The organism is Pseudoduganella lutea (assembly GCF_004209755.1).
Classification (GTDB): Bacteria; Pseudomonadota; Gammaproteobacteria; order Burkholderiales; family Burkholderiaceae_D; genus Rugamonas; species Rugamonas lutea.
The window spans coordinates 7,151,606-7,176,826 of sequence record NZ_CP035913.1 but is presented as its reverse complement, the minus strand read 5'-3'; the positions used below and the strand labels follow the sequence as shown (position 1 = coordinate 7,176,826).

17 protein-coding genes are annotated in these 25,221 nt (G+C 65.7%); 9 read left to right on the top strand and 8 right to left on the bottom strand.

What is annotated here, in order from left to right; genetic code table 11:
• Positions 1–16: 16 nt before the first annotated feature.
• From EWM63_RS30310 to EWM63_RS30300, 3 genes are all read left to right on the top strand, one after another.
• The gene (locus EWM63_RS30310; protein ID WP_130189841.1) at positions 17–412 is read left to right on the top strand and encodes a DUF1987 domain-containing protein; all 396 of its coding nucleotides are present in this window, start codon (positions 17–19) and stop codon (positions 410–412) included.
• A gap of 226 nt (positions 413–638) precedes the next feature.
• On the top strand, positions 639–1,061 hold the full coding sequence (locus EWM63_RS30305) for a YsnF/AvaK domain-containing protein (protein ID WP_130189840.1): 423 nt from the start codon (positions 639–641) through the stop codon (positions 1,059–1,061).
• Positions 1,062–1,089: 28 nt separating this feature from the next.
• Positions 1,090–2,277 (top strand): YsnF/AvaK domain-containing protein, encoded by a 1,188-nt coding sequence (locus EWM63_RS30300; protein ID WP_130189839.1) that lies wholly within the window; start codon positions 1,090–1,092, stop codon positions 2,275–2,277.
• 101 nt (positions 2,278–2,378) lie between these two features.
• Here EWM63_RS30300 and EWM63_RS30295 read toward each other — a convergent pair whose 3' ends face one another.
• Positions 2,379–2,765 carry a nuclear transport factor 2 family protein gene (locus EWM63_RS30295; RefSeq protein WP_130189838.1) on the bottom strand — a complete coding sequence of 129 codons (387 nt, stop codon included), beginning with the start codon at positions 2,763–2,765 and terminating at the stop codon, positions 2,379–2,381.
• A gap of 66 nt (positions 2,766–2,831) precedes the next feature.
• A complete protein-coding gene (locus EWM63_RS30290; protein WP_130189837.1) occupies positions 2,832–3,935 on the bottom strand; it encodes an alkene reductase in 1,104 nt (367 codons plus the stop codon).
• Positions 3,936–4,037: 102 nt separating this feature from the next.
• On the opposite strand from EWM63_RS30290, the gene EWM63_RS30285 reads away from it, so the two are divergent.
• The 4 genes from EWM63_RS30285 (at position 4,038) to EWM63_RS30270 (ending at position 8,600) form a co-directional block, all read left to right on the top strand.
• Positions 4,038–5,063: a LysR family transcriptional regulator gene (locus tag EWM63_RS30285; RefSeq protein ID WP_130189836.1), complete on the top strand. Its 1,026-nt coding sequence runs from the start codon at positions 4,038–4,040 to the stop codon at positions 5,061–5,063.
• 393 nt (positions 5,064–5,456) lie between these two features.
• Positions 5,457–5,696 (top strand): hypothetical protein, encoded by a 240-nt coding sequence (locus EWM63_RS30280; RefSeq protein ID WP_130189835.1) that lies wholly within the window; start codon positions 5,457–5,459, stop codon positions 5,694–5,696.
• 681 nt (positions 5,697–6,377) lie between these two features.
• Positions 6,378–7,034: a hypothetical protein gene (locus EWM63_RS30275; RefSeq protein WP_130189834.1), complete on the top strand. Its 657-nt coding sequence runs from the start codon at positions 6,378–6,380 to the stop codon at positions 7,032–7,034.
• Between the two features lie 33 nt (positions 7,035–7,067).
• A complete protein-coding gene (locus EWM63_RS30270; RefSeq protein ID WP_130189833.1) occupies positions 7,068–8,600 on the top strand; it encodes a S41 family peptidase in 1,533 nt (510 codons plus the stop codon).
• Positions 8,601–8,655: 55 nt separating this feature from the next.
• Here EWM63_RS30270 and EWM63_RS30265 read toward each other — a convergent pair whose 3' ends face one another.
• The 4 genes from EWM63_RS30265 to EWM63_RS30250 form a co-directional block, all read right to left on the bottom strand.
• Entirely contained in the window at positions 8,656–8,895 is a 240-nt protein-coding gene (locus EWM63_RS30265; protein ID WP_130189832.1) for a hypothetical protein, read from the bottom strand.
• Between the two features lie 188 nt (positions 8,896–9,083).
• Complete coding sequence (locus tag EWM63_RS30260; protein ID WP_130189831.1) at positions 9,084–12,011, bottom strand: response regulator; 2,928 nt, start codon at positions 12,009–12,011, stop codon at positions 9,084–9,086.
• Positions 12,012–12,018: 7 nt separating this feature from the next.
• Complete coding sequence (locus EWM63_RS30255; RefSeq protein WP_130189830.1) at positions 12,019–13,176, bottom strand: acyl-CoA dehydrogenase family protein; 1,158 nt, start codon at positions 13,174–13,176, stop codon at positions 12,019–12,021.
• A gap of 105 nt (positions 13,177–13,281) precedes the next feature.
• Positions 13,282–13,563: a hypothetical protein gene (locus EWM63_RS30250; RefSeq protein WP_130189829.1), complete on the bottom strand. Its 282-nt coding sequence runs from the start codon at positions 13,561–13,563 to the stop codon at positions 13,282–13,284.
• A gap of 164 nt (positions 13,564–13,727) precedes the next feature.
• On the opposite strand from EWM63_RS30250, the gene EWM63_RS30245 reads away from it, so the two are divergent.
• Positions 13,728–17,027 (top strand): glycoside hydrolase family 2 TIM barrel-domain containing protein, encoded by a 3,300-nt coding sequence (locus tag EWM63_RS30245; RefSeq protein ID WP_130189828.1) that lies wholly within the window; start codon positions 13,728–13,730, stop codon positions 17,025–17,027.
• A 67-nt stretch (positions 17,028–17,094) separates the two neighbouring features.
• Positions 17,095–17,559, top strand: a complete 465-nt coding sequence (locus tag EWM63_RS30240) for a DUF2726 domain-containing protein (RefSeq protein WP_130189827.1) — start codon at positions 17,095–17,097, stop codon at positions 17,557–17,559.
• Between the two features lie 90 nt (positions 17,560–17,649).
• On the opposite strand, the gene EWM63_RS30235 is transcribed toward EWM63_RS30240, so the two are convergent.
• Positions 17,650–17,994: a hypothetical protein gene (locus tag EWM63_RS30235; protein ID WP_130189826.1), complete on the bottom strand. Its 345-nt coding sequence runs from the start codon at positions 17,992–17,994 to the stop codon at positions 17,650–17,652.
• 72 nt (positions 17,995–18,066) lie between these two features.
• Complete coding sequence (locus EWM63_RS30230) at positions 18,067–25,209, bottom strand: YDG domain-containing protein (RefSeq protein ID WP_165390998.1); 7,143 nt, start codon at positions 25,207–25,209, stop codon at positions 18,067–18,069.
• Positions 25,210–25,221 lie beyond the last annotated feature (12 nt).

Sequence of the window (25,221 nt, the reverse complement as noted above, 5' to 3'; positions counted from 1 at the left end):
TATCCCAGTGCCCACCATGGAACCGTTCTTCATCGCCGCATCGCCCGACTCGCCCGAAATATCGTTCGACTTCGCCCGGCACCACCTGTCGTTGCGCGGGCCCTGCAGCCCGCCCGACGCCGCGGCATTCTATGCGCCGGTGCTGGAACGGCTGCGCGCCTGGCTGGCCTTGTGCGATGGCCGGTCCATCGATGCGCACGTGGCGCTCGCCTCCATCGACGCGCCCAGCGCGGCGATGCTGGCAGCCTTGCTGGAAACGCTGAACGATGCCGCCATCTTCGGCAACGAGGTGCGCCTGCACTGGTACCGCGACGAGGAAGACGACTGGGCGCACGCGTTCGGCGAGGAAGTGCGCGAGGATTTCAGCGGATTCGAGTTCGTCGATTGCGTGGTGCCGGCCAGGGCGGCCTGACGGCAACGCGGCGATGCCGTCAGGCCGTGCGCCGTTCCTTTTGCGGTGCCTCGGCAAGCGCATCATTGTCGGGTCAACGGCCCGTTATCAGGCTGGAATGTCTCGCGGCAAGCCACCGTCAGCCTGCCTGTCCAATGCGCATCCGCGCCGCGCCGGAAACGCCGGCAATCATGCTGCTGGGCAAAGGAGCGCCATCCGGACGCCAAACCACGTAGACTTTTTGTCCATGAACAAACCACCGGAAACCACCGAGGTCGTGGAAGGCGCCGTTGCCGTGCCCGTCATCCGCGAAGAACTTGAGGTCACGACACATGTAGTGGACACGGGGCGGGGCGTTCGCGTCACCCGCAACGTGACCGAGGAGCCCGCGGAAATCCGCGAGCAACTCTGGCACGAGGAGCTCGACGTGCAGCGCGTGCCCGTCGACCGCGTGGTGTCGGAAGCGCCGCCGTCGCGCTACGAGGGTGACGTGCTCGTGGTTCCGGTGCTCGAAGAGATCCTGGTGATCGAAAAGCGCTTCCGCATCAAGGAAGAACTCCGTATCACGCGGGTACGCAAGCAGCAGGAGTACCGGGAAACCGTCTCGCTGCGGGTGGAGGACGTGCAGGTCGAGGCGTTCGACGAAGCCGCGCGGAACGATATCCCCTGACCAACCTGAAAAATAGGAGAAAGCAACCATGAGCCATACGCTAGCAGCCGTTTTCGACAACCGTGCCGACGCAGAACGCGCACGTGACGAACTGATCAGCTCGGGCATTGCCGCCGGGTCGGTCCACATCAACGCCAGCAGCTCGTCCACGGCCGATGCCACCACGGCCACGTCGGGCACCAGTACCAGCACCAGCGCCAGTGGCGAGCACTCGATTGGCGACAGCATCAAGAACTTCTTCGGCAATATGTTCGGCGACGATGACGACGATGGCCAGGTCTATGGCGAAGCCGTCAACCGCGGCAACGTGGTGCTGACCGTGCAGACCGCCACGCAGGACCAGGTGGAGGACGCGGCCGACATCATCGAACGCTTCGGCCCGATCGACATCGACGAGCAGCGTTCGCAGTGGGAAGCGAGCGGCTGGAACCCGGCGGCCGCACGCACCGGCGGTGCGCAACTGGGCGCCTCGCAGCAGAGCGAAGGCTGGCAGGGCAGCTCGCTGTCCGGCGGTACCACGGTGTCCGGCACGCAGGGCGTTTCGCTGACCGGCACGCAGGGTTCGGTGCAGGGTCTCAGCGATACCGGCTCGCTGCAACGAGCCGACACGGAATCGCAGGTGATCCCCGTGATGCAGGAAGAACTGCGCGTGGGCAAGCGCACCGTGCAGCGCGGCGGCGTGCGCATCTACCAGCGCCTCGTCGAAACGCCGGTGCAGGAAAGCGTGAGCCTGCGTGAAGAGCACGTGAACGTGGAGCGCCACCCGGTCGATCGCCCGATCGACCCGTCGCAGGTGGGCGCGTTCCAGGACACCTCGTTCGAGCTGCGCGAGAGCGCCGAGGAAGCCGTCGTGCAGAAGACGGCGCGTGTGGTCGAGGAAGTGGTTGTGGGCAAGGAAGTCACGCAGCGCACCGACCAGATCAGCGACACCGTTCGCCATACCGAGGTCGATGTCGAGCAACTGGGCGCCACCGAGGACGAGGATTACTACCGCAGCCACTGGACGAGCAATTTCTCCAGCACCGGCGGCAGCTATGACGACTACGCTCCGGCCTACCGCTACGGTGCCGCGATGCGCTCTTCTGGCACCTATGGCAGCTCCTGGGACGAATCCGAATCGGGCCTGCGCAGCAGCTGGGAAAGCCGCTACCCGCAATCCGGCTGGGAAAAGTTCAAGTCCGCCGTGCGCCACGGTTGGGAACGCATCACGCAGTAATCATCTGCCGCAAGGCACAGTGACATGAAGGCAGTGCCGGCGCAATGGTCGCCGGCACTGCCTTTTTTATTGTCAGGCGGTGTCGCCCGAGCCCATTAACGTCAGGCCTCGAACTGGTGGTACACCTTCGCGATGACTTTCCAGTTGCCTGCGATTTTGATCAACGTGAGGTAGTCGTTGTAGTCTGCACCAATGGCGTCCTGCTCCATGTCCACGCGCACGACGGCGGTGGTTGGCGTGATCGCCAATACGTCCAGGCGCGTGGTGATCTCCGACGCCTTTCCGTTCTGCCTGACAAATTTGTACAGGTTGTCGATTGGCCCGCCGAGGAGCTGCCCATTGGTGAACCCGTACATGACAGCGTCCTCATGGAATGCTTGGGCAATCTGCTCGATGCTGCCGGTACGCAGGCCATCCACGTAGTTTTGGGCGACAGCGATGACGTTGTTGTAATCCGCCGTCGGTACGGCTTTGACATTTTTGCTCATGTGTTTCTCCTGTGTGTGATGGGCTTGAAAAGAGGCTGGACGGTGCGGCCGCCCTGGCGTACATGCTCACAAACTGGCGACGGGCCAATCCGTGAACCCTTTTGCACCGCCGTTGTAGTAAGACTCGCGCGGTGCGATGGCAAGGTCCTTCCCGTGACGCAGACGCTCCACGAGGTCGGGGTTGGCAATGAACAGGCGTCCAAATGCCACGGCGTCAATTTTTCCTTGCGCCCGTCGAGCGACGGCGAGATTCAGGTCGTAGTTGTTGTTGCCGATGTAGGGGCCCATGAACATGGCACGCAATTGGTCGAGGTCAACGTCGTGCGGCACTGCACGGGAGCCGCCGGTCGCGCCCTCGACGACATGCAGGTAAGCCAGCTCGAACCGGTTGAGTTCCCGGATCAGGTGACCGTAGGTGTCCATGACGTTACTGTCGAGCGGTGTGTTGCCGACATCGGGTGTGACGGGTGACAGACGAATGCCAACCCGGTTGCCGCCCCAAATGGCAGCGACTGCTTCTGTGACTTCGAGCGTCAGGCGCACGCGGTTTTCCCGGGTGCCACCGTACTGATCAGTACGACGATTCGTGGCGTCGCGCAGGAACTGGTCGAGCAAGTAACAATTGGCCGAGTGCACTTCCACACCGTCAAATCCTGCACGTAGAGCATTGTTCGCCGCATGCACATATTGCGCGATGATATCGACGATTTCCCTGGTTTCCAGGGCGCGCGGCATCGAGACCGGCACGAATCCCGCAGTTGTATAAGTGCTGCCTTCGGCCTTGATTGCTGACGGAGCAACCGGTGCGCCGCCATCAGGCTGCAGTTCCACAGAAGAGAAACGGCCGACGTGCCATAGCTGGCAGATGATCTTGCCGCCTGCCGCATGTACTGCATCGGTAACCTGCTTCCATCCTGCGACCTGCGCATCGTTCCAGATGCCAGGCGTCGCCGCGTAGCCACGCCCCTGGGGCGATATGTTGGTGGCTTCCGACACGATCAAACCGGCACCGGCACGTTGGGCGTAATACGTCGCGTGCAACGCCCCAGGTACCCCATCTTCACCGTAACGACTGCGCGTGACAGGCGCCATGACGATGCGGTTTGCAATAGAGATCGCACCGAAACTGCCGGGATTGAAAAGATCGGTTGGTAAGCTGTTGTCAGGCATCGTCGGTCCTCGTGAGTAGTGAAGCGCTGCAGTAAAGTTCGCTGTGCAAGCACTTTATGGATGATTGATAATGAAGTAAATCGTCATAAACAGAGATATAGAATGATCAAAAACGCCATAAATACCGACTTGCTTCCGATCTTGGCGGTGGGCGGTATTACCTCGGCTCCGACAACGATCCACTTGCCGGGTCTGATGGCGTTCGAGGCGGCTGCCCGGCTGCTTAACTTTGCCAAGGCCGCTGCGGAACTGGGGGTGACGCCCACGGCCATGTCGCGTACGATCAAGATTCTTGAAGCACAACTCAGCGTGCGGTTGTTCAACCGCACCACACGCAGCGTCGGCTTGACCGAGGCCGGAATTGCATTGAACGCGTCGATTGCTCCCGCACTTGCAAGCATTCGCGGCGCGCTGGCTCAGGTCAGCCACGGCGCGGACCGGCCTTCGGGTCTGCTGCGGATTAATTTGTCGTACGTGGCATATCGCATCCTGGTCGAACCGCATATCGATGCGTTCTTCGCCGCATTCCCGGCGATCAATCTGGAGATATCGCTGGACAATCAGCTCAGCGATATTGTCAGCGCGGGCTTCGACGCCGGCATTCGTCTGGGCCGGAAGGTTCAAAACGACATGGTCGCTGTGCAACTGGGCGGGTTGCAGCAACGTGTCGTGCTCGCAGCACCAGACTATTTTCGGGAACGTTCGCGCCCGGAACGTATCGAGGACTTGCTCGGGCATGACTGCATCCGCCAGCGCTATTCGTTTGGTGGCAGGCTGTTCGACTGGAAATTCCAGGTCGCCGGCCAGATGGTCCACATCGATGTGCAAGGCCGCTTGATCGTCGACGACATGCACTCGGTAGTCGATTCAGCGGTGCGTGGTGCCGGGATTGCCTTTGTCTACGCGGATTTTGCGCGTCAGGAAATCGCTGCCGGATCGTTGGTGCGGATCCTGACGGATGATGGCGCGACTGACGACGCGTTCCATATCTATTACCCGCATCGCTCCCAGATGCCCGGGAAGCTGCGGGCCTTTGTCGATTTCATGAGGGAGGCCAATCGTCCAGCAAGCCTCGAACAGCGTGGCTCGAAGTCAGGCGTTCGTTCGTCAGGTACTGCCGCGCGATGACTGCCAGGGGGCGGTCGTCAGGCAGGCATCATCGAGCCCGTACGCAGAGGCAATGCAACGGGCGGCTTTCGGCCGCGGGCTGTCGATAACAGAAATTTCGCTCGTGTATGGAGACCAGTAGCTGCCAATCGATGTGGCTGACATAGTGTTGTGCACGGCCGCTGAAATGTCATGTACAGTTATCGCTGTTCCAAGGCAGGTTCGCCCCTCCGGATCGCTCATGCCAGTCATGAACCACGGCGCTCTGGTGTCCGGAATGCGTTCGAGCTTGTCGACATCAAAGATGGTTACAGCCGATCCATCTGGCCTTGTTAGGCGCACCAACAGGGCATAGCAGCGAGGTCGACAAGACCTTGCCTGCGCCATTCCACAACACAATCAAGGAGCACGGTCATGATTCTGGAATTAGCATTTCATCTGCTTTTCGAGACCGTATTGTTTGGTGTTGGAAGATACGTGATCATCATTGCGACGTTCGGCAGAGTACGTCCCGTAACGCTGAAGGAAATCTGGGCCATCCGTGCCCAGAAAGATCGTGCCATGGAAATCTATTACGAGTTCATGGCCGTCACTCTCGTTGGCATGATTACTCTGGGAGCGATCTTGGCATTGCTTATCTCCTTACATGGATGAGCCACGAGCAGTTCTTTGTCGTTGCAGCCCGAATCCATAAGTCGAAAATCCAATGCCAACTAAAATCGATCCCTTCAACCCGCCAGCCGGCGAGAAATGCGCCGTGACCCGGCACTATCCGCGCGGTTGCAGACGGTCATGACAGTCTGTGACTTTTCCAGTTCGACGACCTGCCATGCTGCGGCGAACGGCCGAGTTCGGTCAACAGCGGACGATGGAGACGTCGCCCGAGACATGGCCACGGAACATAGAGAAGTGATGAGAGTCGAACTTTTGAGGGTGGAGGACGTATTCGATCTTACGAACCAGGGACTCGTGTGCGCGCCCTTTTTTCAACCGTCACCGCAAGGTCCGTTCAAGAATTTCTCTGCGGTTGTAACTGTCCAGCCTCCTGATGGCCCGGCATTTGACGTTCAGGCATCCTTCAACCTTACGCATTTCAAAATTCTGGATGTGGACGCGCCCGCTGAAGGGCGCCGGAAGGTTGTGACTTGCCTGGGCAAGATACCGAAGAATTCCGTGCGGGTAGGAAGTATTATTCTTTGCGATAGGGAAACGAAAGCACGGCTATCGAAGTCAATCTGACCGCCCGGTTTTAGGGCGGCACCGGTCCTTCGATGAACGGCCGAGATCGGCTGGAAGCGACGCCAGATGAAAGCAATTTTGAACAAAAGATCGACTATGAAAATCCTTCTCGTGCTGGCCCTTTCCCTATTCGTGCATCGTGCAGTGTTAGCTGACGTCATCAGTTTCGGTGCAGCAAGTCGATGCCAAGGAAGCGGGTTTGAATTAAGTGCGGTAACCCAACACAACAAGCAGTTCAGCCTTGTGGTAAACAATATGGAGGGTGTGCGCGTTTTGCCAAAGGGCGCACATAAGCTGCAATGTCGTGTAGGTAAAGACACGGTCAAAATCGATGTCAGGATATCTGAAGGCACGAATGGAATGTGCATGGGTGCCGGGTATGTAGAAGTTAAGAACTTTACAGTCGGCTCTATCAGGCTGCCGGACTCCGGGCCCTTCAACTGGAAGTGCGAAGACACGGCAAAAATGCTTGTAAAGCTTCGCATTTACCCGACCAGCGACGGGTTGCGGCTCGAGCGTTGCTCCGCTGACGAGTGGTCGTGGGAGCGCGGCTACGTCAATCTGGACTGTGAGTATTCCAGGATAAGAGAAACTACGGACGAGCGGCCGGGCATACCTAGGCATGCAAATCGGCATATGCACCCACGTGCGCTCTGGGCGGAAGCTGCCGTATACTGGACGTCTGCAATCGGCCCAGAAGCGGCAGTTTTCAATGTGAGAATGCACGCACATTCGAGCTCGGATTTTCTTTAAGCTGGTGTGTTTTGATAAACCGCATGAGCGCTTATGCAATGGAAAATCGGACACTTGTTTGCCGCCAGTCCCACGCGAACAACGCTGTCTGTCGCGCTCGTATGCTCAGCTACCTTGGTGGGCTACCAGGCCATCCATGGCGCGCCGACACCGGACAAGACGCCGGAGCAGTGGCAAGCCGTGGCCCTTGCAGACCTGGATGCGGTTCACGCCGCCATTATTGCGGCGCATCCCGGCTACATCGATACTGCCAATCCCGGCGTGCGCTTATGGACTGAGCAGGGCTACCGTGAAGCGCGAGCGCTGATCCCTCGGGTAATCAATTACGACACGATGATGTCGGCAGTCCGCTACTACGTTACGGGATTCCAGGACGGTCATCTCGCATACTCGGACAACGCTCGTAGCGGTGGCTTCCACGAAATGGTCAACGGGTGGCGCGTAGATGAGCATGGCGGTGCGGTCGTCGTCACTGCAGTCATGCCGAAGTGGGACGGCCCCTTGCCGACGCTCGGCGCGACTTTGCTGGAATGTGACGGTCGTACGCCCAGTGCGATCGTCGCGAACGACCAGGCCCCATACTTTGATCGGCGTGATTTACCTGCCGTGCGCAATAGCCTGTTTCCGGAGCTGAGTTCCCTGAGACTTGCCGGTCTGGAATTGAAGCGCTGCACGTTTGTTCGGCCGGATGGCGAGCAGATGGTAGTGGAGGCGAAGTATCGGCGTATGCCCACAATGGATGTGTGGAAGGGCCTGCGCAGCGTCCACACGTACTCGCCCGATCGCCGCAATCGCTATGACTTCCGCGACAATGTGCTTTGGATCAGGGTCCCCGATTTCATGCCCGGTCCCGATGCGGCGAAGGATCTGGACATCATGTCGAGGGAAATTGCCGCCTTGCGTGACGTGCGTTCGATTGTGTTCGATACGCGCGGAAATGCCGGGGGCGACAGTGCGGTTGGCCAGCAGATTCTCGATGCCGTCACAGGCGGCCTGGAATTCGATACCAGCGGACTCGAACGCCAGCTTCAGGTGTATGCACAATGGCGGGTTTCCGATATTTCGATTTCCGGCATAAACGGCTACGTCGACATGATGTCGGAACGCTATGGCAGTGCCGACCCACGCACGCAAGAAACAAAGCAGCTTTTGGCCAGATTGCGCGATGCCAGGCGTGCAGGCAATCCTTGGGTGGATTCCGCAGGTGTACCACGATTAACGCGCGCTGAAGTCGCCTCGCGTCATGGCCGGCTTCGACGTTTCAACGGCACAGTTGCGGTGATCACGGACGGTAACTGCGCCAGCGCCTGCCTCGACTTCGTGGATCAGGTACGGTTGATTCCGGGTTCAGTTCAATTGGGGCATGCGACCGCATCGGACACTGCTTACCTTGAGCGTGCGTCCGTGCCACTGCCCAGCGGAAATCAGCTTTTCATCCCCATCAAGGTCTGGCGTAACCGCGTACGCGGCGACGGTGAGACACTGGTTCCTGATATTGAGCTGGACGTCGACTTCAACAGCACCGAAGCCGTGCGCGCTGCGACGCTAAGCGCACTCCGGCGTTGAGGATGCAGTGCAGAACCAGCCCCGAGCTGCAGGGGAAGCTATTTGCCAGGCCCGCTCACGGCCCTTGCTGCACGGTGCCCTGGTCGTACTGGTCGTCATCCGTCTCGCTGGGCGGCATCGCGTTCTGCTGGCTGGATTGCTGACCGGACTGCTGGTTGCCCTGGCTTGCGGCCGATCCCTCAATGGCGCCTGTATCGCCGGTGCTGCCGTTGCCAGCGCTGCCGCCCGTTGTGCCGTCCTGCGTGCGCTGGTGATTGCCTGCCTTGCTGTCCTTGCTTTCGCTTTGCATCGACATGCTGTCCTCCGTGGTCATGAAATGTGGTTCAACAGTAGCTTGGGGCTGACCGCGCACGAATAGTCCTGGAGCGGCTGCGGGTGTAGGACCTGATCCACATTCCGCTTGCGAGCGCTCCGGTGCCTGCCATCCGGTGCAGCTTGCGCGTGCGTCTCAAGGTCGCCAAGTTCGGGTGACGGCGCTTTGTTTCAGCCGCCACCCTTGATGATTTCTTCCAGCTGCGCCATCGAGAACGGCTTGCGGATCGCCGCCGACGGGAAGGTCACGTCCGGCGGCGTGCCGCCGCTGGCGAACACGATGCGCAGCCGCGGGTGATCGCCGTGGGCCTGCCGCGCCAGGTCAATGCCGGGCATGCCCGGCAGGCTGATATCGGTCAGCAGGATATCGGCCGCGGCCAGCAGCGGCAGCGCGTCCTCGGCCGTGGCGGCCCCGGTGGCGTCGCAGCCGAGCAGGTCGAGCATTTCACACAGCAGCTCGCGGCCATCCGCGTTGTCTTCCACCACCAGCACCCGGGGCCGCGCCGGAGCGCCGGGTGCCTCGGCGGAAGCGGGAACAGGCGCACTGGCCGGCGCGGAGTCAGGAACGGGGGCAGGGGAGGGCGCCGCTGCGGTAGCAGCGGGCCGGTGATCCAGCACCTGGCGTACGCGCAGCGCCAGTTGCTGCTGGCTGTAGGGTTTGCTCAGCAGCTCCACGCCCGGATCGAGCCGGCCGGCGTGCACGATCGCATTCTGCGTATAGCCCGACGTGAACAGCACGGCGATGCCGGGGAGCAGCGTGGTGGCCAGGCGCGCCAGCTCCGGGCTGCGCAGGGTGCCAGGCATGACGACGTCGGTGAACAGCAGGTCGATGCGGGCGCCGCTTTGCAGGATGGCCAGCGCGGCCTCCGGGTGCGCGGCCTGCAGCACCTTATAACCCAGCTTGCCCAGCGCATCGGTGACGACGGCGCGCACGTCGGCATCGTCTTCGACGACGAGCACCGTTTCATGGCCGCCGTGCACGGCGCCGACGGTGGGCTCGGCGGGCGTGACCGGTACCTGCAGCGTGCGTGGCAGGAACAGTTTGACGGACGTGCCTTTGCCCGGCTCGCTGTAGATCTTCAGGTGGCCGCCGCTCTGCTTCATGAAGCCATAGGTCATCGAGAGGCCCAGGCCGGTGCCTTCGCCTTCCGGCTTCGTCGTGAAGAACGGTTCCACGGCGCGTGCCAGCACGTCGGGCGTCATGCCATGGCCCGTATCGGAAACGGCCAGCATCACGTATTGCCCCGGTTGCAGATCCTCCTGCCGCGCCGCGTAGTCGCTGTCCAGCTCCACGTTGCCCAGCTCGATCGTCAGCCGGCCCGTGCCCGCCATGGCGTCGCGCGCATTGATGGCCAGGTTGAGCAGCACGTTTTCCATCTGCGTGCGGTCCGCCAGCGTGGCCCACAGGCCCGCTTCGACCACGGTGCCGATGTCGATCGCCTCGCCGAGCGCTCGGTGCAGCAGGTCGTCGAGGCCGCGCACGACGACGGCCAGGTCCACCGGTTCCGGCCGTAATGGCTGGCGGCGCGCGAAGGCCAGCAACTGCGCCGTGAGCTTGGTGCCGCGGTCCACCGCCGCCATGGCGCTGTCCACGCGCCTGGCGGCATCGCCGGCACCGGCCACGCCGGGTTCCTGCGCGAGCAGTTCCAGGTTGGCGTGCAGGATCTGCAGGATGTTGTTGAAGTCATGGGCCACGCCGCCCGTCAGCTTGCCGATCGCTTCGAGCTTTTGCGCGTGGTGCAGCGCGGCCTGGGCACTTTGCAGCTCGGCTGTGCGCTCGGCGACCAGCCGCTCCAGTTCGTTCTGGTGGGCCAGCAACTGGTCGCGCATGCGTTTTTGCTCGGTCACGTCGTTGCCCTGGCAGAAAATGCCCCACACGCGGCCATCCTTCCCCGTCAGCGGCTGGTAGACGAAGTCGAGGAAGCGCTCGACCAGCTGGCTGCCCGGCCGCAGGCGCACGCTGACCGGCACATCCCGGCCGATGTACGGCTCGCCGGTGCGGTACACCGTGTCGCGGATCTGCACGAACGCCTGGTCGCGCAACTCGGGGAATGCGTCGTGCATGGAGCGGTCGAGCAGGTCGCGGCTGCCGAACGTGGCGAGGTAGGCGCGGTTGGCCAGCTCGAACACGTGATCCGGCCCGCGCGTGACGGCCAGGAAGCCGGGCGCCCGGTCGAACAGCGTGGCCAGATGGCGGTAGCGGCTGTTCGCCACGGACAGCGCCTCGATGCTGCGCGAGCGTTCGAGCGCCAGCTGGCGATGGCGTTCCGACACATCGCGCAGCAGCAGCATCGCACCGGCATAGGTGCCGTGTTCATCCGTAATGGCGGACACGGCCACTTCCAGCACGGCCACCGGCAGCCCGCCCTCCTGTGCGCCCGGCGCGCGCTGCACCTCGGCCACCGCGTGTTCCGCGCCGCCATGCAGGTCCGCCAGCACGCGCTGCACGTCCGCATTCCAGAACGGCAGCTCGTGCACGTTGCGGCCGCGCGCCTCACGTGTGGGCAAGCCGAGCAGGCGGGCCGCCGCGTCGTTCCAGTACAGCACACGATCCTGCGGATCGAGCCCGGCGATCGCCTCGGCCGATTTTTCCAGGAAGCGTGTCAGGTAGCGTTCCGCGCTGGCGAGGCGCTGGAAGTTGCCTGCCGCCGTGCCACCCATGGACGCGAGCGCGGCATTGGCGCGCTGCAGCGTGGTGCGCAACTGCCGGCCGCGCGCCTCCGCCTGCACCGCCTTGACGATCTCGCCCGCCAGCGCGGGATCGCTTTCATCCAGCAGCGTCACGTTGGGCCCCAGCATCGGCGTATAGCTGAGCTGGCGGCGCAGCTCGGGCAGCCGGTCCGGTGGACAGGCCAGCAGCATGCCGCCAGCCCAGCGGCGCCGCAGGTCGCGCACCAGCGCGAGCGGGTCCGCATGCAAGCCCATCAGCACGCAGATGGCCGGTGGATGGCCGCCCTGCACGGCGGCGGACAGCGTGGCGGGTGCCTCGTCCGGTGCCACGTGCACGGGAACGATGCCTTGGCGCGCCAGCGTGGCGGCGAGTTCCCCGGCGGCCGGGCCGCCGACCAGCAGCGCGCCCGGTTCGGCCGCCGGCCTCATGCCGACCTCATAGCAGCGGGATGCCGAGCAGCGCGCGCCCCGCCCAGAGATGCAGCAGATCGGTGGTGGGTGACATCACATGGCTGGCGCGGGCGTCGCGCAGCATCTGCGCGACGCGGCTGTTGTCGCGGTAAGCCGAGCCGCCGCAGATCGTCATCGCATCGCCGGCCAGGGCGATCGCCGTTTCGCCGGCATCGGCCTTGCTGGCCAGGAGGAAGGGCAAGGCGTCCGGATCGCCGGCGTCGCCCCGCGCCGCCGCCTCGAACACGAGTGCGCGCGTCTTCTGGAAGGCGATCCACATCTTCGCATAGCGTGTCTGCAGTGTTTCAATGTCGCGCAGCGCGGCACCGGAGTGGGCATAGCGCCGGTTGCGCAGGTGCGCGCCGGCCGCTTCGAGCGCCGATTGCGCCACGCCGAGATAGGTGCCGGCCATGGCCATCAGGAAGAAGGGAGCCACCACTTCGAACACATACCACACCTGATCGCCCTCGGCGCCGAGCAGGTTGGCCGCCGGCACCTGCACGCTGTCGAGCACCAGCGCGCGCGAGGAGTTGCCGCGCATGCCGAAGCCCGCCCAGTCGCCCTGCCAGCCCATCCCGGGCGTGTCGCGGTCGACCACCAGGCAGCTGAAATCGCCACCGGCCGCGCTGCCGTCGCTGGCCAGGGTGGACACCACATAGGAATCGGCATGGCTGCCATTCGTCACGAACTGCTTCGTGCCGTTGACCGTATAGCCCGTGTCGCCCTTGACCAGCTGCGTTTCCGGCAGATAGAAATGGGCGCCGGTACCCGCTTCGGACAGCGCCAGCGTGGTGATGTGCCGCCCGGCGGCGATGGGGCGCAGGTAGCGTTCCTGCTGGTCGGCCGTGGCCTTGGCAGCAATCACGGCCGTGCCCACGCAATGCATGCCGAAGCACAGCGAAGAGGAAGGGCAGGCGCGGGCGATCTCGGCACTGACGGCGGCCAGCGCCAGCAGGCCCTGGCCGTGGCCGCCGAGTGTTGCCGGCACCTGCAGGCCGAGCAGGCCCGCCGCGGCAAATGCTTCCATCGAGGCCGCGGGCCACGTGCAATGCTCGTCGACCCCGGCGGCGCGCGGCGCCACGTCGCTGGCGACGATGTCGCGGGTAAGGCTGACGAGTTGCTCGAGTTCGTTCGGGAAGATCATGGGGGCTCGGTATTAGGCACAAGCCCAGTATAAGCGAACGACCGGTCAGATACGCGCACGATGGGCCCAAGGTCGACGCCCGGCACGCGAGGCCCGCGGCGCAGCTTACTGGCGCGGCAGGACCAGCACCGACGTGAAATGCCAGCCGGCGGCATCGCTGTCCGGCGGCACGGGCATGCCCTCGAACAGTTGTTCAAGCATCGCACGGTCCTCGTCGCGGGCCGCGTCGCCGACCAGGTCGCACCAGCAGCGCAGCACGCCGTGCGCCATCGCCCAATGCGGCTCCGCCTGCTGGCCCTCGGCGCGGCGCGCCTGCGTGGCGATGTCCGTGATGGTGCGCAGTGCGCTTGCCGTCACGGCGTCGTAACTCCATTGCTGGTCCGGCATGGTGTGCTTCCGTGGTTTGTCTGAATGGTTCGAGTGGTTCGGCTGAAGGTTAGCGGAACGCACCAGGGGCCGGCGCGCGCATGATGATGAGCGTTTGAAAGCAAGACCCCATCCGGCCGGACGATCGCGCTATGCTGGGCGGTCCGCACTCCGCCACCGTTCCCATGCTCCTGCCAACGAATTTCCTGGCGGCGATTGCCGCTTGCACGCTGCTCGCCGCGGCCGGAAACGCCGCCGCCGTGTCCCCGCCTGCCGCGGCGCCCGTCACCGAAGTGCGCTACCTGTCGGGTACTGGTCCGAAAACGGCCGTGCCATGGGACTTCCGCGTCACGGCCGGCCGCCGCGCCGGCGCATGGAGCACCATCCCCGTGCCGTCGAACTGGGAGTTGCAGGGCTTCGGCGGCTACGATTACGGGGAAGGCGAGAAGCGCTTCACGGAACAGGGCCAGTACCGCATGCGTTTCACCGTACCGCCGGCCTGGCGCGGGCGCACCATCCGGCTCGTGTTCGAAGGGGCGATGACGGAAACGGCCGTGCGCGTCAACGGCGTGGCGGCCGGCGCGCCGCATGTCGGGGGCTTCTACCGGTTCAGCCATGACATCACGAAGCTCGTGCGTTTTTCGCCCGATGCGGCGAATGTGCTGGAAGTGGATGTCAGCAAGCGCGCCACCGACCCGTTGACGGACAAGGCCGAGCGGCGCGGCGATTACTGGGTGTTCGGCGGGATCTTCCGGCCCGTCTGGCTGGAAGCGGCGCCAGTGCAGGCGATCGCGCACACCGCCATCGATGCCCGCGCCGACGGCACGCTTGCCGCGCTGGTGACGCTGGCCGGGTCGGTGGCCGGCACGGTCGTGGAAGCGCAGGTGCTCGATGCGGCCGGCAAGCCGGTCGGCAAGCCTTTCAGCGCCACCGCCGCCACCGCCGATGGTGCCGCCACAGTGCCGTCGGCGGATGCCACCCCGCTGCGGCTGGCCGCAACCATTGGGCAACCGCGCCTGTGGTCGGCCGAAACGCCGAACCTGTATGCGCTGCGGCTCACGCTGCGCCACGGCGGCAAGGCGTTGCACACGACCACCGAGCGGTTCGGCTTCCGCACGTTCGAGGTGCGCAAGGGCGACGGCCTGTACCTGAACGGCCGCAAGATCGTCATCAAGGGTGTCAACCGGCACAGCTTCCGTCCCGCCACGGGCCGCGCTCTCGATCCGGAAGACAACTACGCGGACGCGCGCCTGATCAAGTCGATGAACATGAACACGGCACGCATGTCGCACTATCCGCCCGATCCGGCCTTCCTGCGGGCGGCCGACGAGCTGGGGCTGTACGTGATCGACGAATTGTCCGGCTGGCAGGCTGCGCACGGCACGGAGATCGGCCGCAAGCTGGTGAAGGAAATGGTCCCGCGCGACGTGAACCACCCCAGCATCCTGTTCTGGGCCAACGGCAACGAGGGCGGCTTCAATTTCGAGCTCGACGACGAATACCACCGGTACGATCCGCAGCGGCGGCCCGTCATCCACCCGTGGGCGATCTTCAGCGACCTCGACACGAAGCATTACCCGAACTGGAAGCTGCTCAACGAGCGGCTGCAAGGCCCGAACCTGTTCATGCCCACCGAATTCCTGCACGCGCTGTACGACGGCGGCGGCGCGGCGAGTCTGGACGATTACTGGCGCGCGATGATGGCCTCGCCGTTTGGCGTGGGCGGCGTGATCTGGGCGCTGAACGACGAAGGCGTGGTGCGCACGGACCAGGGCGGCCGCGTCGACCCGTACGGCACGTACGGGCCGGACGGCATCGTCGGCCCGGCCCACGAAAAGGAGGGCAGCTATCACGCCGTGCGGCATATCTGGTCGCCCGTACAGCTGGGCGCCGCCGTGCTGGACGATCGCTTCGACGGCCGCCTGCCCGTCGATAACCGCTATGACTTCCACAGCCTGGACAAGGTGCGCTTCGGCTGGCGGCTGGTGCGCTTTGCGCGGCCCGACATGGGACCCGACACGCGCTCCAATGCGACACGCGGCGGTTTGCGCGTGCTGGCGCAGGGTACGACGCGCGGCCCGGCCGTCGCCGCGCGTGGCAGCGGCACGCTCGACCTGCGCCTGCCGGCCAACTGGCGCAGCCATGGCGCCGATGCGCTGGAAGTGACCGCCACGGGGCCGGATGGCGGCCAGCTGTGGACGTGGATGTATCCGGCGCCGGACCTGGCGCAGCGGGCGGCCCCGGTGGCGCCATCCGGCAAGGCCGCCGGGGCACCGCGGGTCGAACGGGTGGAGGGGTCGGGCGGCCACTACCGCCTGGTGGCGGGCGCCGTGAGCGCAAGCTTCGATGGCAACGGCCAGTTGCTGTCGCTGCGTCATGGCGACCGAGAATCAGCGCTGGCCAACGGCCCGCGCCTGGCGTTTGCCCGCCCGGCCACGGGGGCGGCGGTGACGTGGCTGCCGTTCGCCAGCGAGGAAGGGGGCAGCACCGGCGCCGGCACTGGCACCGGCACAGAAAGCGGCACTGCCACTGAAACAGGCACTGAAATTGGCATGATCCGGCGCCTCGCGCACCCGCAGGTGGCCAGCGTCATCGACATCGCACCGGACCCCGCCCGGAAAACGGCCTATGCCCGGTTCAAGCTGGAGATCAGCCCCGACGGGGAACACTGGAAAACACTGTTCGACGCGACGCGCCGCCGTGCCGATGGCACCGAGTACCGTTTCCCGCCGCAGCCGGTGCTGGCGGTGCGCGTGTCGCCACCGGTGGACGAGCACGGCGAGTCGCTTTCCTTCGGCGGCGTGCGGCTGGGCCATGCCGCGCAGCGCTTTCCCGCGGCCGATGGTGGGCAAGCCACCGTCACCACCGCTACCGCGGGCCAGGCCGGCAATGCGCCGGGCGCATGGCTCGAAGTCCGGCATGGCGCGGGCGATGGCACGGGCGATGGGGCGAAATTCGACCGCGTGCGCTGGACGTTGCACGCCGACGGCACGCTGCGCCTCGACTACGCGTACCGGCTCGACGGCACGGTGCAGTACCACGGCGTGACGTTCGACCATCCGGAAACGGTGCTGCGTTCGATGCGCTGGCTGGGCGAAGGCCCGTATCGCGTGTGGAAGAACCGCCTCCATGGCACCTGGCTGGGCGTGCACGACGTGGCGCACGTCGACCAGCAGCCGGGCGAAACGTTCCGCTACCCGGAATCGCAGGGTTTTTTTGCCGGCGTACGGTGGGCGCGCCTGCAGACGACCGGCGGCACCTTGCTCGTCAGTGCAGGGAAGCCGGACGGCTACCTGCGGGTGGGCACGCCGCGCATCTCGCATGTGAACACGACGGTGGAGTTCCCCGCCGGGGACCTGTCGTGGCTGCACGCCATTCCCGCCATCGGCGAGAAGTTCAGCGCCACCGAGGTGCTGGGCCCGTCGGCGGCATGGCCTGTTGCGCAGGGCACGTACCAGGGAAGCCTGACGTTCCGATTCCAGTAACAGGGCTGGCTCTCGACGGCATCACCGGCTAAGATGCCGTCTTTATTGCTCTGTAGATAGTTGTCTGATGAAACAAGAAGTGATGCTGGCGCTGGTGATGGCCGCGCTCGTCCTGGCCGTTGCGGTGTTCCTGGCCGATCGGCGGCGCAAGCGCATTGCGCTGGGCGTGTACCGGGAGCGGCCCCTGATGACGGGAAACGAGCTGGAGTTTTTCGGACGCCTCGTCGCGGCGTTGCCGCAACACTATGTGTTTCCCCAGGTCGCCATGTCCGCGCTGATCGAAGCGGCAAGCACCAGCGAGAAGAGGCGGTACATCGACCGCCTGCGCGTGGCGCAGCAGCGGGTGGATTACGTGATATGCGACAGGCGTTGCGAGGTGGTCGCCGTGGTGGAACTCGATGACAGGACGCACCAGCGCGCCAGGGATGAGATCAGGGACGAGCGGCTCGCGCAGGGCGGCATACGCACGGTGCGCTTCGAATCCCGTGCGAAACCGTCGGTCGGAACGATCAGGTCGATCATCCTGGATTAGGGGCAAGCACCGCCGGGCGGCAGCCGGCACGCACCGCGCCCATGCTGCTCAGGGAGCGCCCCCGCAAAACCCTGTTTTACTCGTCGGACTTTACTCGTCGAACTCTTCGGCCAGGTTCTTCCAGCCGCGGCTCTTGGCAAAGGCGGCGAATTCCTCGGGCGCTTCCAGCACGATCAGCTTGCTTTCCTGCAAACCCGGATCGCTGAGCCCGAAATCGGGGCCCTTGTAACCCAGCGTGCGCAGGCGCTCGACGATCTGGCGCAGCAGTACGCTGTCCTTGTGGCCGCCATCGAGGGGTTTCGCGAAGTCGACATAGACATCGATGATGCCGTAGCCTTCGTCGAAGATGCGGATGGCCTTCACGTCGAGGGTGCGGCCGCTGCTGTCGGTGGCCTGAAACGGGCCGGACAGTTCAATATCGGAATCGGTAGTCATGGGCGAAGCATAGCAGGTCGGCGCGTGGCGGGGCGCGCAGACGCTGGCGCCCCGCCACGCAAAGGGTGTGCATTACCGCAGCTCGAACAGGTAATCCCCGCCGGCCTGGTGACCCGCCGCCGTGACCGAACCGTACTTCGGTGTCTGCGGGAATTCCTTGCGGACGCCCGCCTGCACATCGTTGAACACGGTACTGCCGGGTTTCCAGGCCGATACCGAGCGCATCGCTTCCATCAGGTTCCACGCGAAAATCGAATGGCCGGCCTTGCCCTCGTCGGCCACCGGTTCGTCGCCGCCCGACGAGATCACCACCACGGAACGCTTGGCCAGCACGCCTTCGGGCGTGACGTCGCGGCCCACGGCATCCATGCCGTCCCGTGCGAACGCGCCGGAATAGCAGCTGTCCGAGATCAGCACCATCTGGCTGGAACGGATGCCCGACAGCAGCCTGGCCACGTCGCCATTGGAAATCCACCGACCAGGCTCGCTTGCCTGCGCGTCGGCGGGCAGCCAGTAGCCGGCACCGGATTTTTCCAGCGAGAAGCCATGGCCGGCGTAATAGATGACGACGCTGTCGGTGTCGTTGATCTCGACCGACAACTGGTTCAGCGTGCGGATGATGTCGGCCTTCGTGGGGTTGCGCACCACGCGCACGTCATAGCCCAGCTTCTGTTCCAGCAGCGCGGACACGGCATCGACGTCCGGCACCGCGTTTTCCAGCGGGGGAATGGTCTTGTCGGCATAGTCGTTGATACCGAACAGCACGGCAATCTTGCGCTGGATCTGCGGCACGTGCGCCGTGGCCGCGCGCGCGGCCGCCTTGCCCGCCATGCCGTTCGCCGAACTTCCCGTGCTGCCGCCCACGGAGGTGCCTGTCGTGCTCACCGGGGCAACCAGCGCGGCCAGCCGCGTGTCGGCCTGGATCAGGTTGAGCTGGTTCGGCGTGATGCGGCAGGCGCCGGAACTGGCCTCGATCACCGTGGTGCAGGGTTGCACATCGGCCAGGCTGGCGTCGAGCTCGAGCTTGTAGATCGCATCGGCGAACAGCTTGCGCTTGAAATCGCGCCGCTGGGCGATCATCCGGGTCAGTTCATCCTGCGACATCGCGCCGATCCGCACGGCGCCATAGGTGCGGCCGACAGCGGGATTGGACATGTCCAGCAGGCCGCTGCCGGCGCGCGGTGCGTCGATCCGTGGCAGCGCCGACGCCAGCGCGGCGGCGATCGCCGCCGTGCTGCTTTCCTGCGCCCGCTGCGGCGGGTTGGCGGGCGACACGCCGGCCGTCACTTCCAGCGCAACGGCGTTGCCGGGCGCCTGCACCAGCACGTAGTTCAGCGCGGCGAGACCGGAACCCAGCACCGGGTACAGGCCGGGCCGCGCCTGCGTGGAGGCCGCCTGCCATACCAGCACACCCGTGGTGGCGGAGGCGAGGCTGTCGTCTCCCTTGAAGCCGGTCACCGTGCCCGTCAGGCCAGCGGCGGGCACGCCCGGTTCGCGCACCGCCGGTGTCGCCGTGTAGAACAGCGTGGCGGGCGTGATCGTGCCGACGTTGCCGGTGACGGTCGCCGTGACCACGCCGGCGCCGTTTGCCGGGCTGCTGGCGCCCACGCGATAATTGAACGCGTCGGCCCCCGAAATCTGGAACACGCCGGTCACGCTGACGGTCTTGCCCTGGCCGGCATTGGCCGAATCGAAGCTGCCTTGCGCGGGTCCGCCGACCACGACCGCGTCGCCGGCGATCGCGCCGTTCAGCACGAACTGGCCGGCACCCAGGCTGGCGGCGGTGGTGGCATCGTATTCCTTGATGACCTGCCCGGCGAGGCCGATGTCCACCGGGCGCGGCGCGATGGTGGCGCGGGCCGTGCCGCCGCCCGCCAGCACGTAGTTGGCGGCATCGGCGCCCGCCAGGGACCCGCCCGTGATGTTCACCGCCTTGTCGGTGCCCACGTTCTTGCTGTCGAACTGGCCGGTGGCGCCGTCCAGCGCTACCGCATCGCCGGCGATCGCCCCTGAGAGCGTGCCCGACAGCGTGGCATTGCGGTTGCCATCGTAGATCTTGTCGGCGGCACGGATGCCCGTGGCGTCGAGGGGGCGCGGGGTGATGGCCGCCGTGGTGGTCTGGCTGCCCGACAGCGTGTAATTGGCGGCGTCGGCGCCGGCCAGCACGCCACCCGTCACGGTGACGACCTTGCCCGCGCCCGCGTTCTTCGTGTCGAACAGGCCGGTGGCGCCGGCCAGCGCGACATCGTCGCCCTCGATCGCTTCTTCCAGCAGGCCCGATATGCTGGCGGTGCGCGTACCGTCATAGACCTTGTCCAGCGCGGTGATCCCGGTCGCGGCGATCGGTTTCGGCGCGATGGTGGCCGTGGCCGTGTGCCCGCCATCGAGCACGTAGTTGCCGGCGTCGCGACCCGCCAGCGCGCCCGCCGAAATGGCGACGGGTTTGTCGACTCCCGCATTCCGGTCGTCGAACAGTCCCGTGGCGCCATCGAGCGACACGTCGTCGCCGTCCACCGCTTCGGACAGCGAGCCCGACAGCGCGGCAATGCGGTTGCCGTCATAGACCTTGTCGGCCGCCGTGATGCCCGTGGCCGAGATCGGCCTGCGCGCGATGCTGGCAGTGGTGCTGGCGCCGGTGCCGGAGCCGAGGGTATAGTTGCCGGCGTCAAGACCGGCCAGCGTGCCGCCCGTGATCGACACGGTCTTGTTGTTACCCGCGTTTTTCGTGTCGAACAGGCCGGTGGCACCGGTTAGTGACACATCGTCGCCTTCGAGTGCTTCTGCCAGCACGCCCGCGATGCTGGCGGTGCGCGTGCCGTCATACACCTTGTCGGCGGCCGTGATGCCGCTGGCGCCGATGGGGCGCGGCGCGATGGTGGCCTGCGGGACATGCCCGGGCGCGAGCACATAATTGCCCGCATCCGCGCCGGCAAGCTCGCCGCCGGTGATCGTGACGGGCTTGGCGGCTTGCGCATTCTTGTCGGCGAACAAGCCGGTGGCGCCTTCCAGCGCAACGATGTCGCCGGGGAGCATGCCCGACAGCGTGCCGTCCAGCGCCGCCGCGCGGGTGCCGTCGTAGACCTTGTCGGCCGCCGTGATCCCTGCCGTCGTGATGGGCCGCTGGGCGATGGTGGCGCGCGTGACGTAGCCGGGCTCGAGGAGGTAATTTGCCCGGTCCGCGCCCGCCAGCGCGCCGCCCGTCACGGTAACAGGCTTGTTCGTGGCGGCGTTCTTGTCGTCGAATGCTCCCGTGGCGCCGGCCAGCGACAGGTCGTCGCCCGGCAGGGCCCCGGACAGCGATCCCGCCAGCGTGGCAGACACGCCGCCGTCATACACCTTGTCGGCGGCCGTGATGCCCGCCGCCGTGATCGGGAGGGGGGTAATGGTGCCCACGGTGGTCGCGGCGCCGCCGGTCAGCTGGTAGTTCGCATTGTCCGGGCCGGCCAGCGTGCCGCCGGTGAGCACGACGGGCTTGTCCACGCCCGCGTTCTTGTCGTTGAACAGCCCGGTGGCGTCGCTGACGGTGACGCTGTCGCCCTCGATGATGCCGGCGAGTGCCCCGGTCAGCGTGGCCGAGGGGGTGGCGTCATACACCTTCGGCACGACCGCCAGGCCGGACAGCGTGACCTGTTTCGGCGTGATGTCGGCCACGTACGATTGCGTGGCGCTGTACACGGGGCTCTCGTTCGCCGTTGAGATGTCGAAGTAGCCGCCTTCGGTCTGGTAGATGATGGGTTTGTTGGTGCCCGCGTTCCAGTCCTCGAACTCGCCGTTGGCGATGCTGCTGCCTTCGCGGCGCAGCACCAGGATGCCCGTGCCCCCGTCGTGCGACAGGGCCTGCGAGAACGTGGCCGCCGTACCACGGTCATACGGACGCGAGGCGTCGACCCTGACCTCGATGTTGAGCGGGTCATCCATCAGGATGCCATGGGCGCCGATGCCGTTGACAACCGGATCGGCCTCGCTGGCGTTCACCTGCACGAATGTGTAGTCGAGCTCGCCCAGGTCCGCGGCGGGGAATCCCTGCTGGCCGGCACCGAGGCGCACCAGCCAGCGGCCGGCAAGCGTGGTAAACCGGCTGCCTCGATTGACCAGGGTGCCGGTGCGGATGGTAATGGCGTCGCCCTCCCGCGAAGCGGTGACGTTGACGTTGTCGAGTTCCGTGCTGCCCGACGTGATGTCGAGCCCCGCCGCCCGGATGGCCGCCTCGCTGCCGGAATTGTCGATGGACGTCGCCGTGCCAGTGATGGACACGTCGCCGGCGGCCGTCATGTCGATGCCGGACATGACCGACGTGTCGGCCACGATGTCGATGCCATCCGCCCCTGTCGGGGAGTCGGCCGCCGCATCGAGCACGACGTTGGACAGCGTGGCGGCGCCATTTCCCGCTTCGCTGGTGGCCCTGAGTTCGATGGCGCCGTCCCATGCGGTGATGCGCGAGTCCGCGATTCCGAGGCGTTGCGCCGAGATGGCGACACGCTGTCCCCTGACCGTGCTGTCGGCCGCGATGGTGACGGACGGCGCCACCAGGTCGACGAACCTGGCACCGTCCAGGACCGTATTGCCGACATCGATCTCGTCGGCGGTGATGGTCAGCTGGCCCGCCACCTGCGATTCAGGGCCCGCGAACAGCGAGGTGGCGCGCAGGACGACGCTGGCGCCTTCGCCATCGGGCGAACTGGTCACCACGTCGATGGTGTTCGCGGCGCGCAATTCGGTGTCCGTCGCCTCAAGCGTGCGGGCCACGACGGAAACGAGGCCCGCGCCCTCGTTGTTGTCCGCATTGGCCTCGAGCCGCGCATCGCGCAGGACGACGCCGCCCGTGCCGCGGGAAGCGCTGGCCGTGACGCCGACGCGCCCGTCGGCCGCGAACAACGTCGAATCGGTGACGGCGACGTCGCCGGCGGTGATGCCGACGTTCGTGCCCGTCAGGTTGCTGTCGCCGGTGATATCCACGGCCCTGGCATTGATGACGATGGCACTGCCCCGCATATTGCCTCCGTCGATGGACGTGCGGAGCGCCGTCGCCAGGTTCATGTTGCCGCTGGCATTGAGGGTTGCATCCACCGTGTCGAGCGTGCCGGCGCGGATGTCGATGACACCGAGCGTCGGGTTGGGCGACTCCGCCGTCAGCGTGCTGCTGGTCAGTGTGACGGTGCTCGTGGCAGGATTACGTGCCGACAGCGAGATGCCCGCGATACTTGCGGTCAGCGTCGAGCCGGTAACGGTGGTGGCGTTGCTGACGATGGCGAAGCTCACCCCCGTCAGCGAGCTGTTGCCGCTGATGTTGACCGTGTTGCCATTCAGGGCGATTTGGCCTGACCCGGCTTCGAGGGTGCTGCCTGCGATGCTGATGCCATCGCCCACGCCCGTGCTGCCGTTGGCCGCAAACATCTCGATGGCGCCACCCCGGGTGCCGATTTCCACGCCGCTGTTCAACACGATGGCGCCGGCATTGTTGGCATCGCTGTCCGCGGTCAACCTCACCTGCATCGGCGTGCCAAGGGCCGTGATCTTCACGCCCGGATTCACGATGATGTCGTTGTGGGCCTCCAGGGTGAGCGAACCGGTTGCGGAGTCACTCTGCACCACGATATCGCTCGCCACGGTGATGTCACCTTCCTGCGAGGTGTTGGCCCCGCCCCCGGTGCGCACGATCACGTTATTGCCACTCTCGATCGCCGTCGCGATGACGCTGGCGGGAATGGCCGCATCGTTTGTGTTCGATGTGTAGGTGAAGTTGATCGTGCCCGCGATCCCGGAGATGCAGCAGCCCTCGGTGATCGAAATATTGCCGGGATCGAGCAGCCACGTGCCCGGTGCGCCATGGTGCGTGCCCACGTCGATCGCCATTGGTTGCGCATCGAGGAACAGGCCCGAAGTCTCGACAAACCCGCCGTTCCCGCCAGCCGGCCCGCCGCGCGCCGCGATCGCGCCGAACGCGCGCGTGGCGCGGTCGCCCCACAGGATGACCTTGCCGCCATCGCCGGTGCCCGTGGCATTCGCCCGGATCGACGCGCCCGGCCCGAAGTAGGTCGCCGCCGCGTTCTGCACGGCGGCATTGGCACCGCCGTAGTCGCCGCCGACCAGCACCTCGTCCGCGCCGGTGGCGCCGGATGCGTCGACCTGCGCCTGGCCATGGACACCAACCTGCTCGCCCAACAGGTGGACGCGCCCACCCTTGCCGCCGCCGCTGGTGGCGGACACGTTCCCCTGCACCAGCGTGGCGCCCGTCGCCGATTGCACCAGCACCTGGCCGCCGGTACCCGTTCCCGCCGCCGACGCGCTGGTCCGGCTGGCGGCGCCGAGGGTGACGTCACCGCTGGCCTTCATCACGACGCGGCCGCCGTCATCCGTGCCGATGCTGTCGGCACGGACGATGCCCTGCTGGTTGACGATGCCGCCATGCACGTCGATGCTGCCACGGCCGGACGCCAGCAGGGTGCCCAGGTTGACGGCCTCGTTATCGGGTGCGGTAACGCGCACCGTCACGTTGGGCATGCCCGAGTCGACCAGTTCGATGCTCTTGCCGGCGGCCAGCACGATGTGGCCAGCGGGGCTGTGGACAAGGCCTTCGTTGCGCACCGAGTCGCCCATGAGCCACACGCGCCCGCCGAAGCTGGTGCGGATCTCCCCCTGGTTCAGCACCTGGCCGCCGGGCAGGGCGCCGCTGTCGAAGCGGAACCGCCCGGCCAGGAAATCCTCGTTCGACAACGCCAGCGTGGAGGCGACAAGGCCGCCCACGTCGATGCGGGCATTGCTGCCGAACAGAACGCCGTGCGGATTGACCAGCCACACGCCGCCATTCGACGACAGGCTGCCCAGGATGGCCGACGGGTCGTTGCCGACCACGCGGTTCAATACCTGGCTGGCGGCGCTTTGCTGGGCGAAGTGCACGCTGTTGCGCGCACCCACGGAAAACGACTGCCAGTTCAGCACCGCGTTCGGACTGTTCGTGACGGTCATGCGGTTGCCATCGGTGGCGATGGCGGCACTGCCATGCGCGACGGCGCCACCGGTCGGCAATTGCGCCCAGGCCGGCATGGCAACACACGCGGCCACCGTGCCGAATGCCGCGGCGATCGCGGTGGCGATCGCGTGCCGCGCAAGGTGGGCGTGCTGGTGCTCCAGCGCGCGTTTGTCGTGGCGTGCGAGTCCGGCGCGGCGTGCTCCGCTATCGTTGCCGGCGGCGATGGAACCGATCGACTGCTTCATGATGATATTCCC

Excerpts from the sequence above, each read along its gene's own strand:
- EWM63_RS30295 (WP_130189838.1), bottom strand. The coding sequence starts at position 2,765 with ATGAGCAAAAATGTCAAAGCCGTACCGACGGCGGATTACAACAACGTC.
- EWM63_RS30265 (WP_130189832.1), bottom strand. The coding sequence starts at position 8,895 with ATGTCGATGCAAAGCGAAAGCAAGGACAGCAAGGCAGGCAATCACCAG.
- EWM63_RS30250 (WP_130189829.1), bottom strand. The coding sequence starts at position 13,563 with ATGCCGGACCAGCAATGGAGTTACGACGCCGTGACGGCAAGCGCACTG.
- EWM63_RS30245 (WP_130189828.1), top strand. The coding sequence starts at position 13,728 with ATGCTCCTGCCAACGAATTTCCTGGCGGCGATTGCCGCTTGCACGCTG.
- EWM63_RS30255 (WP_130189830.1), bottom strand. The coding sequence starts at position 13,176 with ATGATCTTCCCGAACGAACTCGAGCAACTCGTCAGCCTTACCCGCGAC.
- EWM63_RS30230 (WP_165390998.1), bottom strand. The coding sequence starts at position 25,209 with ATGAAGCAGTCGATCGGTTCCATCGCCGCCGGCAACGATAGCGGAGCA.
- EWM63_RS30270 (WP_130189833.1), top strand. The coding sequence starts at position 7,068 with ATGCAATGGAAAATCGGACACTTGTTTGCCGCCAGTCCCACGCGAACA.
- EWM63_RS30260 (WP_130189831.1), bottom strand. The coding sequence starts at position 12,011 with ATGAGGCCGGCGGCCGAACCGGGCGCGCTGCTGGTCGGCGGCCCGGCC.
- EWM63_RS30240 (WP_130189827.1), top strand. The coding sequence starts at position 17,095 with ATGAAACAAGAAGTGATGCTGGCGCTGGTGATGGCCGCGCTCGTCCTG.
- EWM63_RS30305 (WP_130189840.1), top strand. The coding sequence starts at position 639 with ATGAACAAACCACCGGAAACCACCGAGGTCGTGGAAGGCGCCGTTGCC.
- EWM63_RS30285 (WP_130189836.1), top strand. The coding sequence starts at position 4,038 with ATGATCAAAAACGCCATAAATACCGACTTGCTTCCGATCTTGGCGGTG.
- EWM63_RS30290 (WP_130189837.1), bottom strand. The coding sequence starts at position 3,935 with ATGCCTGACAACAGCTTACCAACCGATCTTTTCAATCCCGGCAGTTTC.
- EWM63_RS30310 (WP_130189841.1), top strand. The coding sequence starts at position 17 with ATGGAACCGTTCTTCATCGCCGCATCGCCCGACTCGCCCGAAATATCG.
- EWM63_RS30300 (WP_130189839.1), top strand. The coding sequence starts at position 1,090 with ATGAGCCATACGCTAGCAGCCGTTTTCGACAACCGTGCCGACGCAGAA.
- EWM63_RS30235 (WP_130189826.1), bottom strand. The coding sequence starts at position 17,994 with ATGACTACCGATTCCGATATTGAACTGTCCGGCCCGTTTCAGGCCACC.
- EWM63_RS30280 (WP_130189835.1), top strand. The coding sequence starts at position 5,457 with ATGATTCTGGAATTAGCATTTCATCTGCTTTTCGAGACCGTATTGTTT.
- EWM63_RS30275 (WP_130189834.1), top strand. The coding sequence starts at position 6,378 with ATGAAAATCCTTCTCGTGCTGGCCCTTTCCCTATTCGTGCATCGTGCA.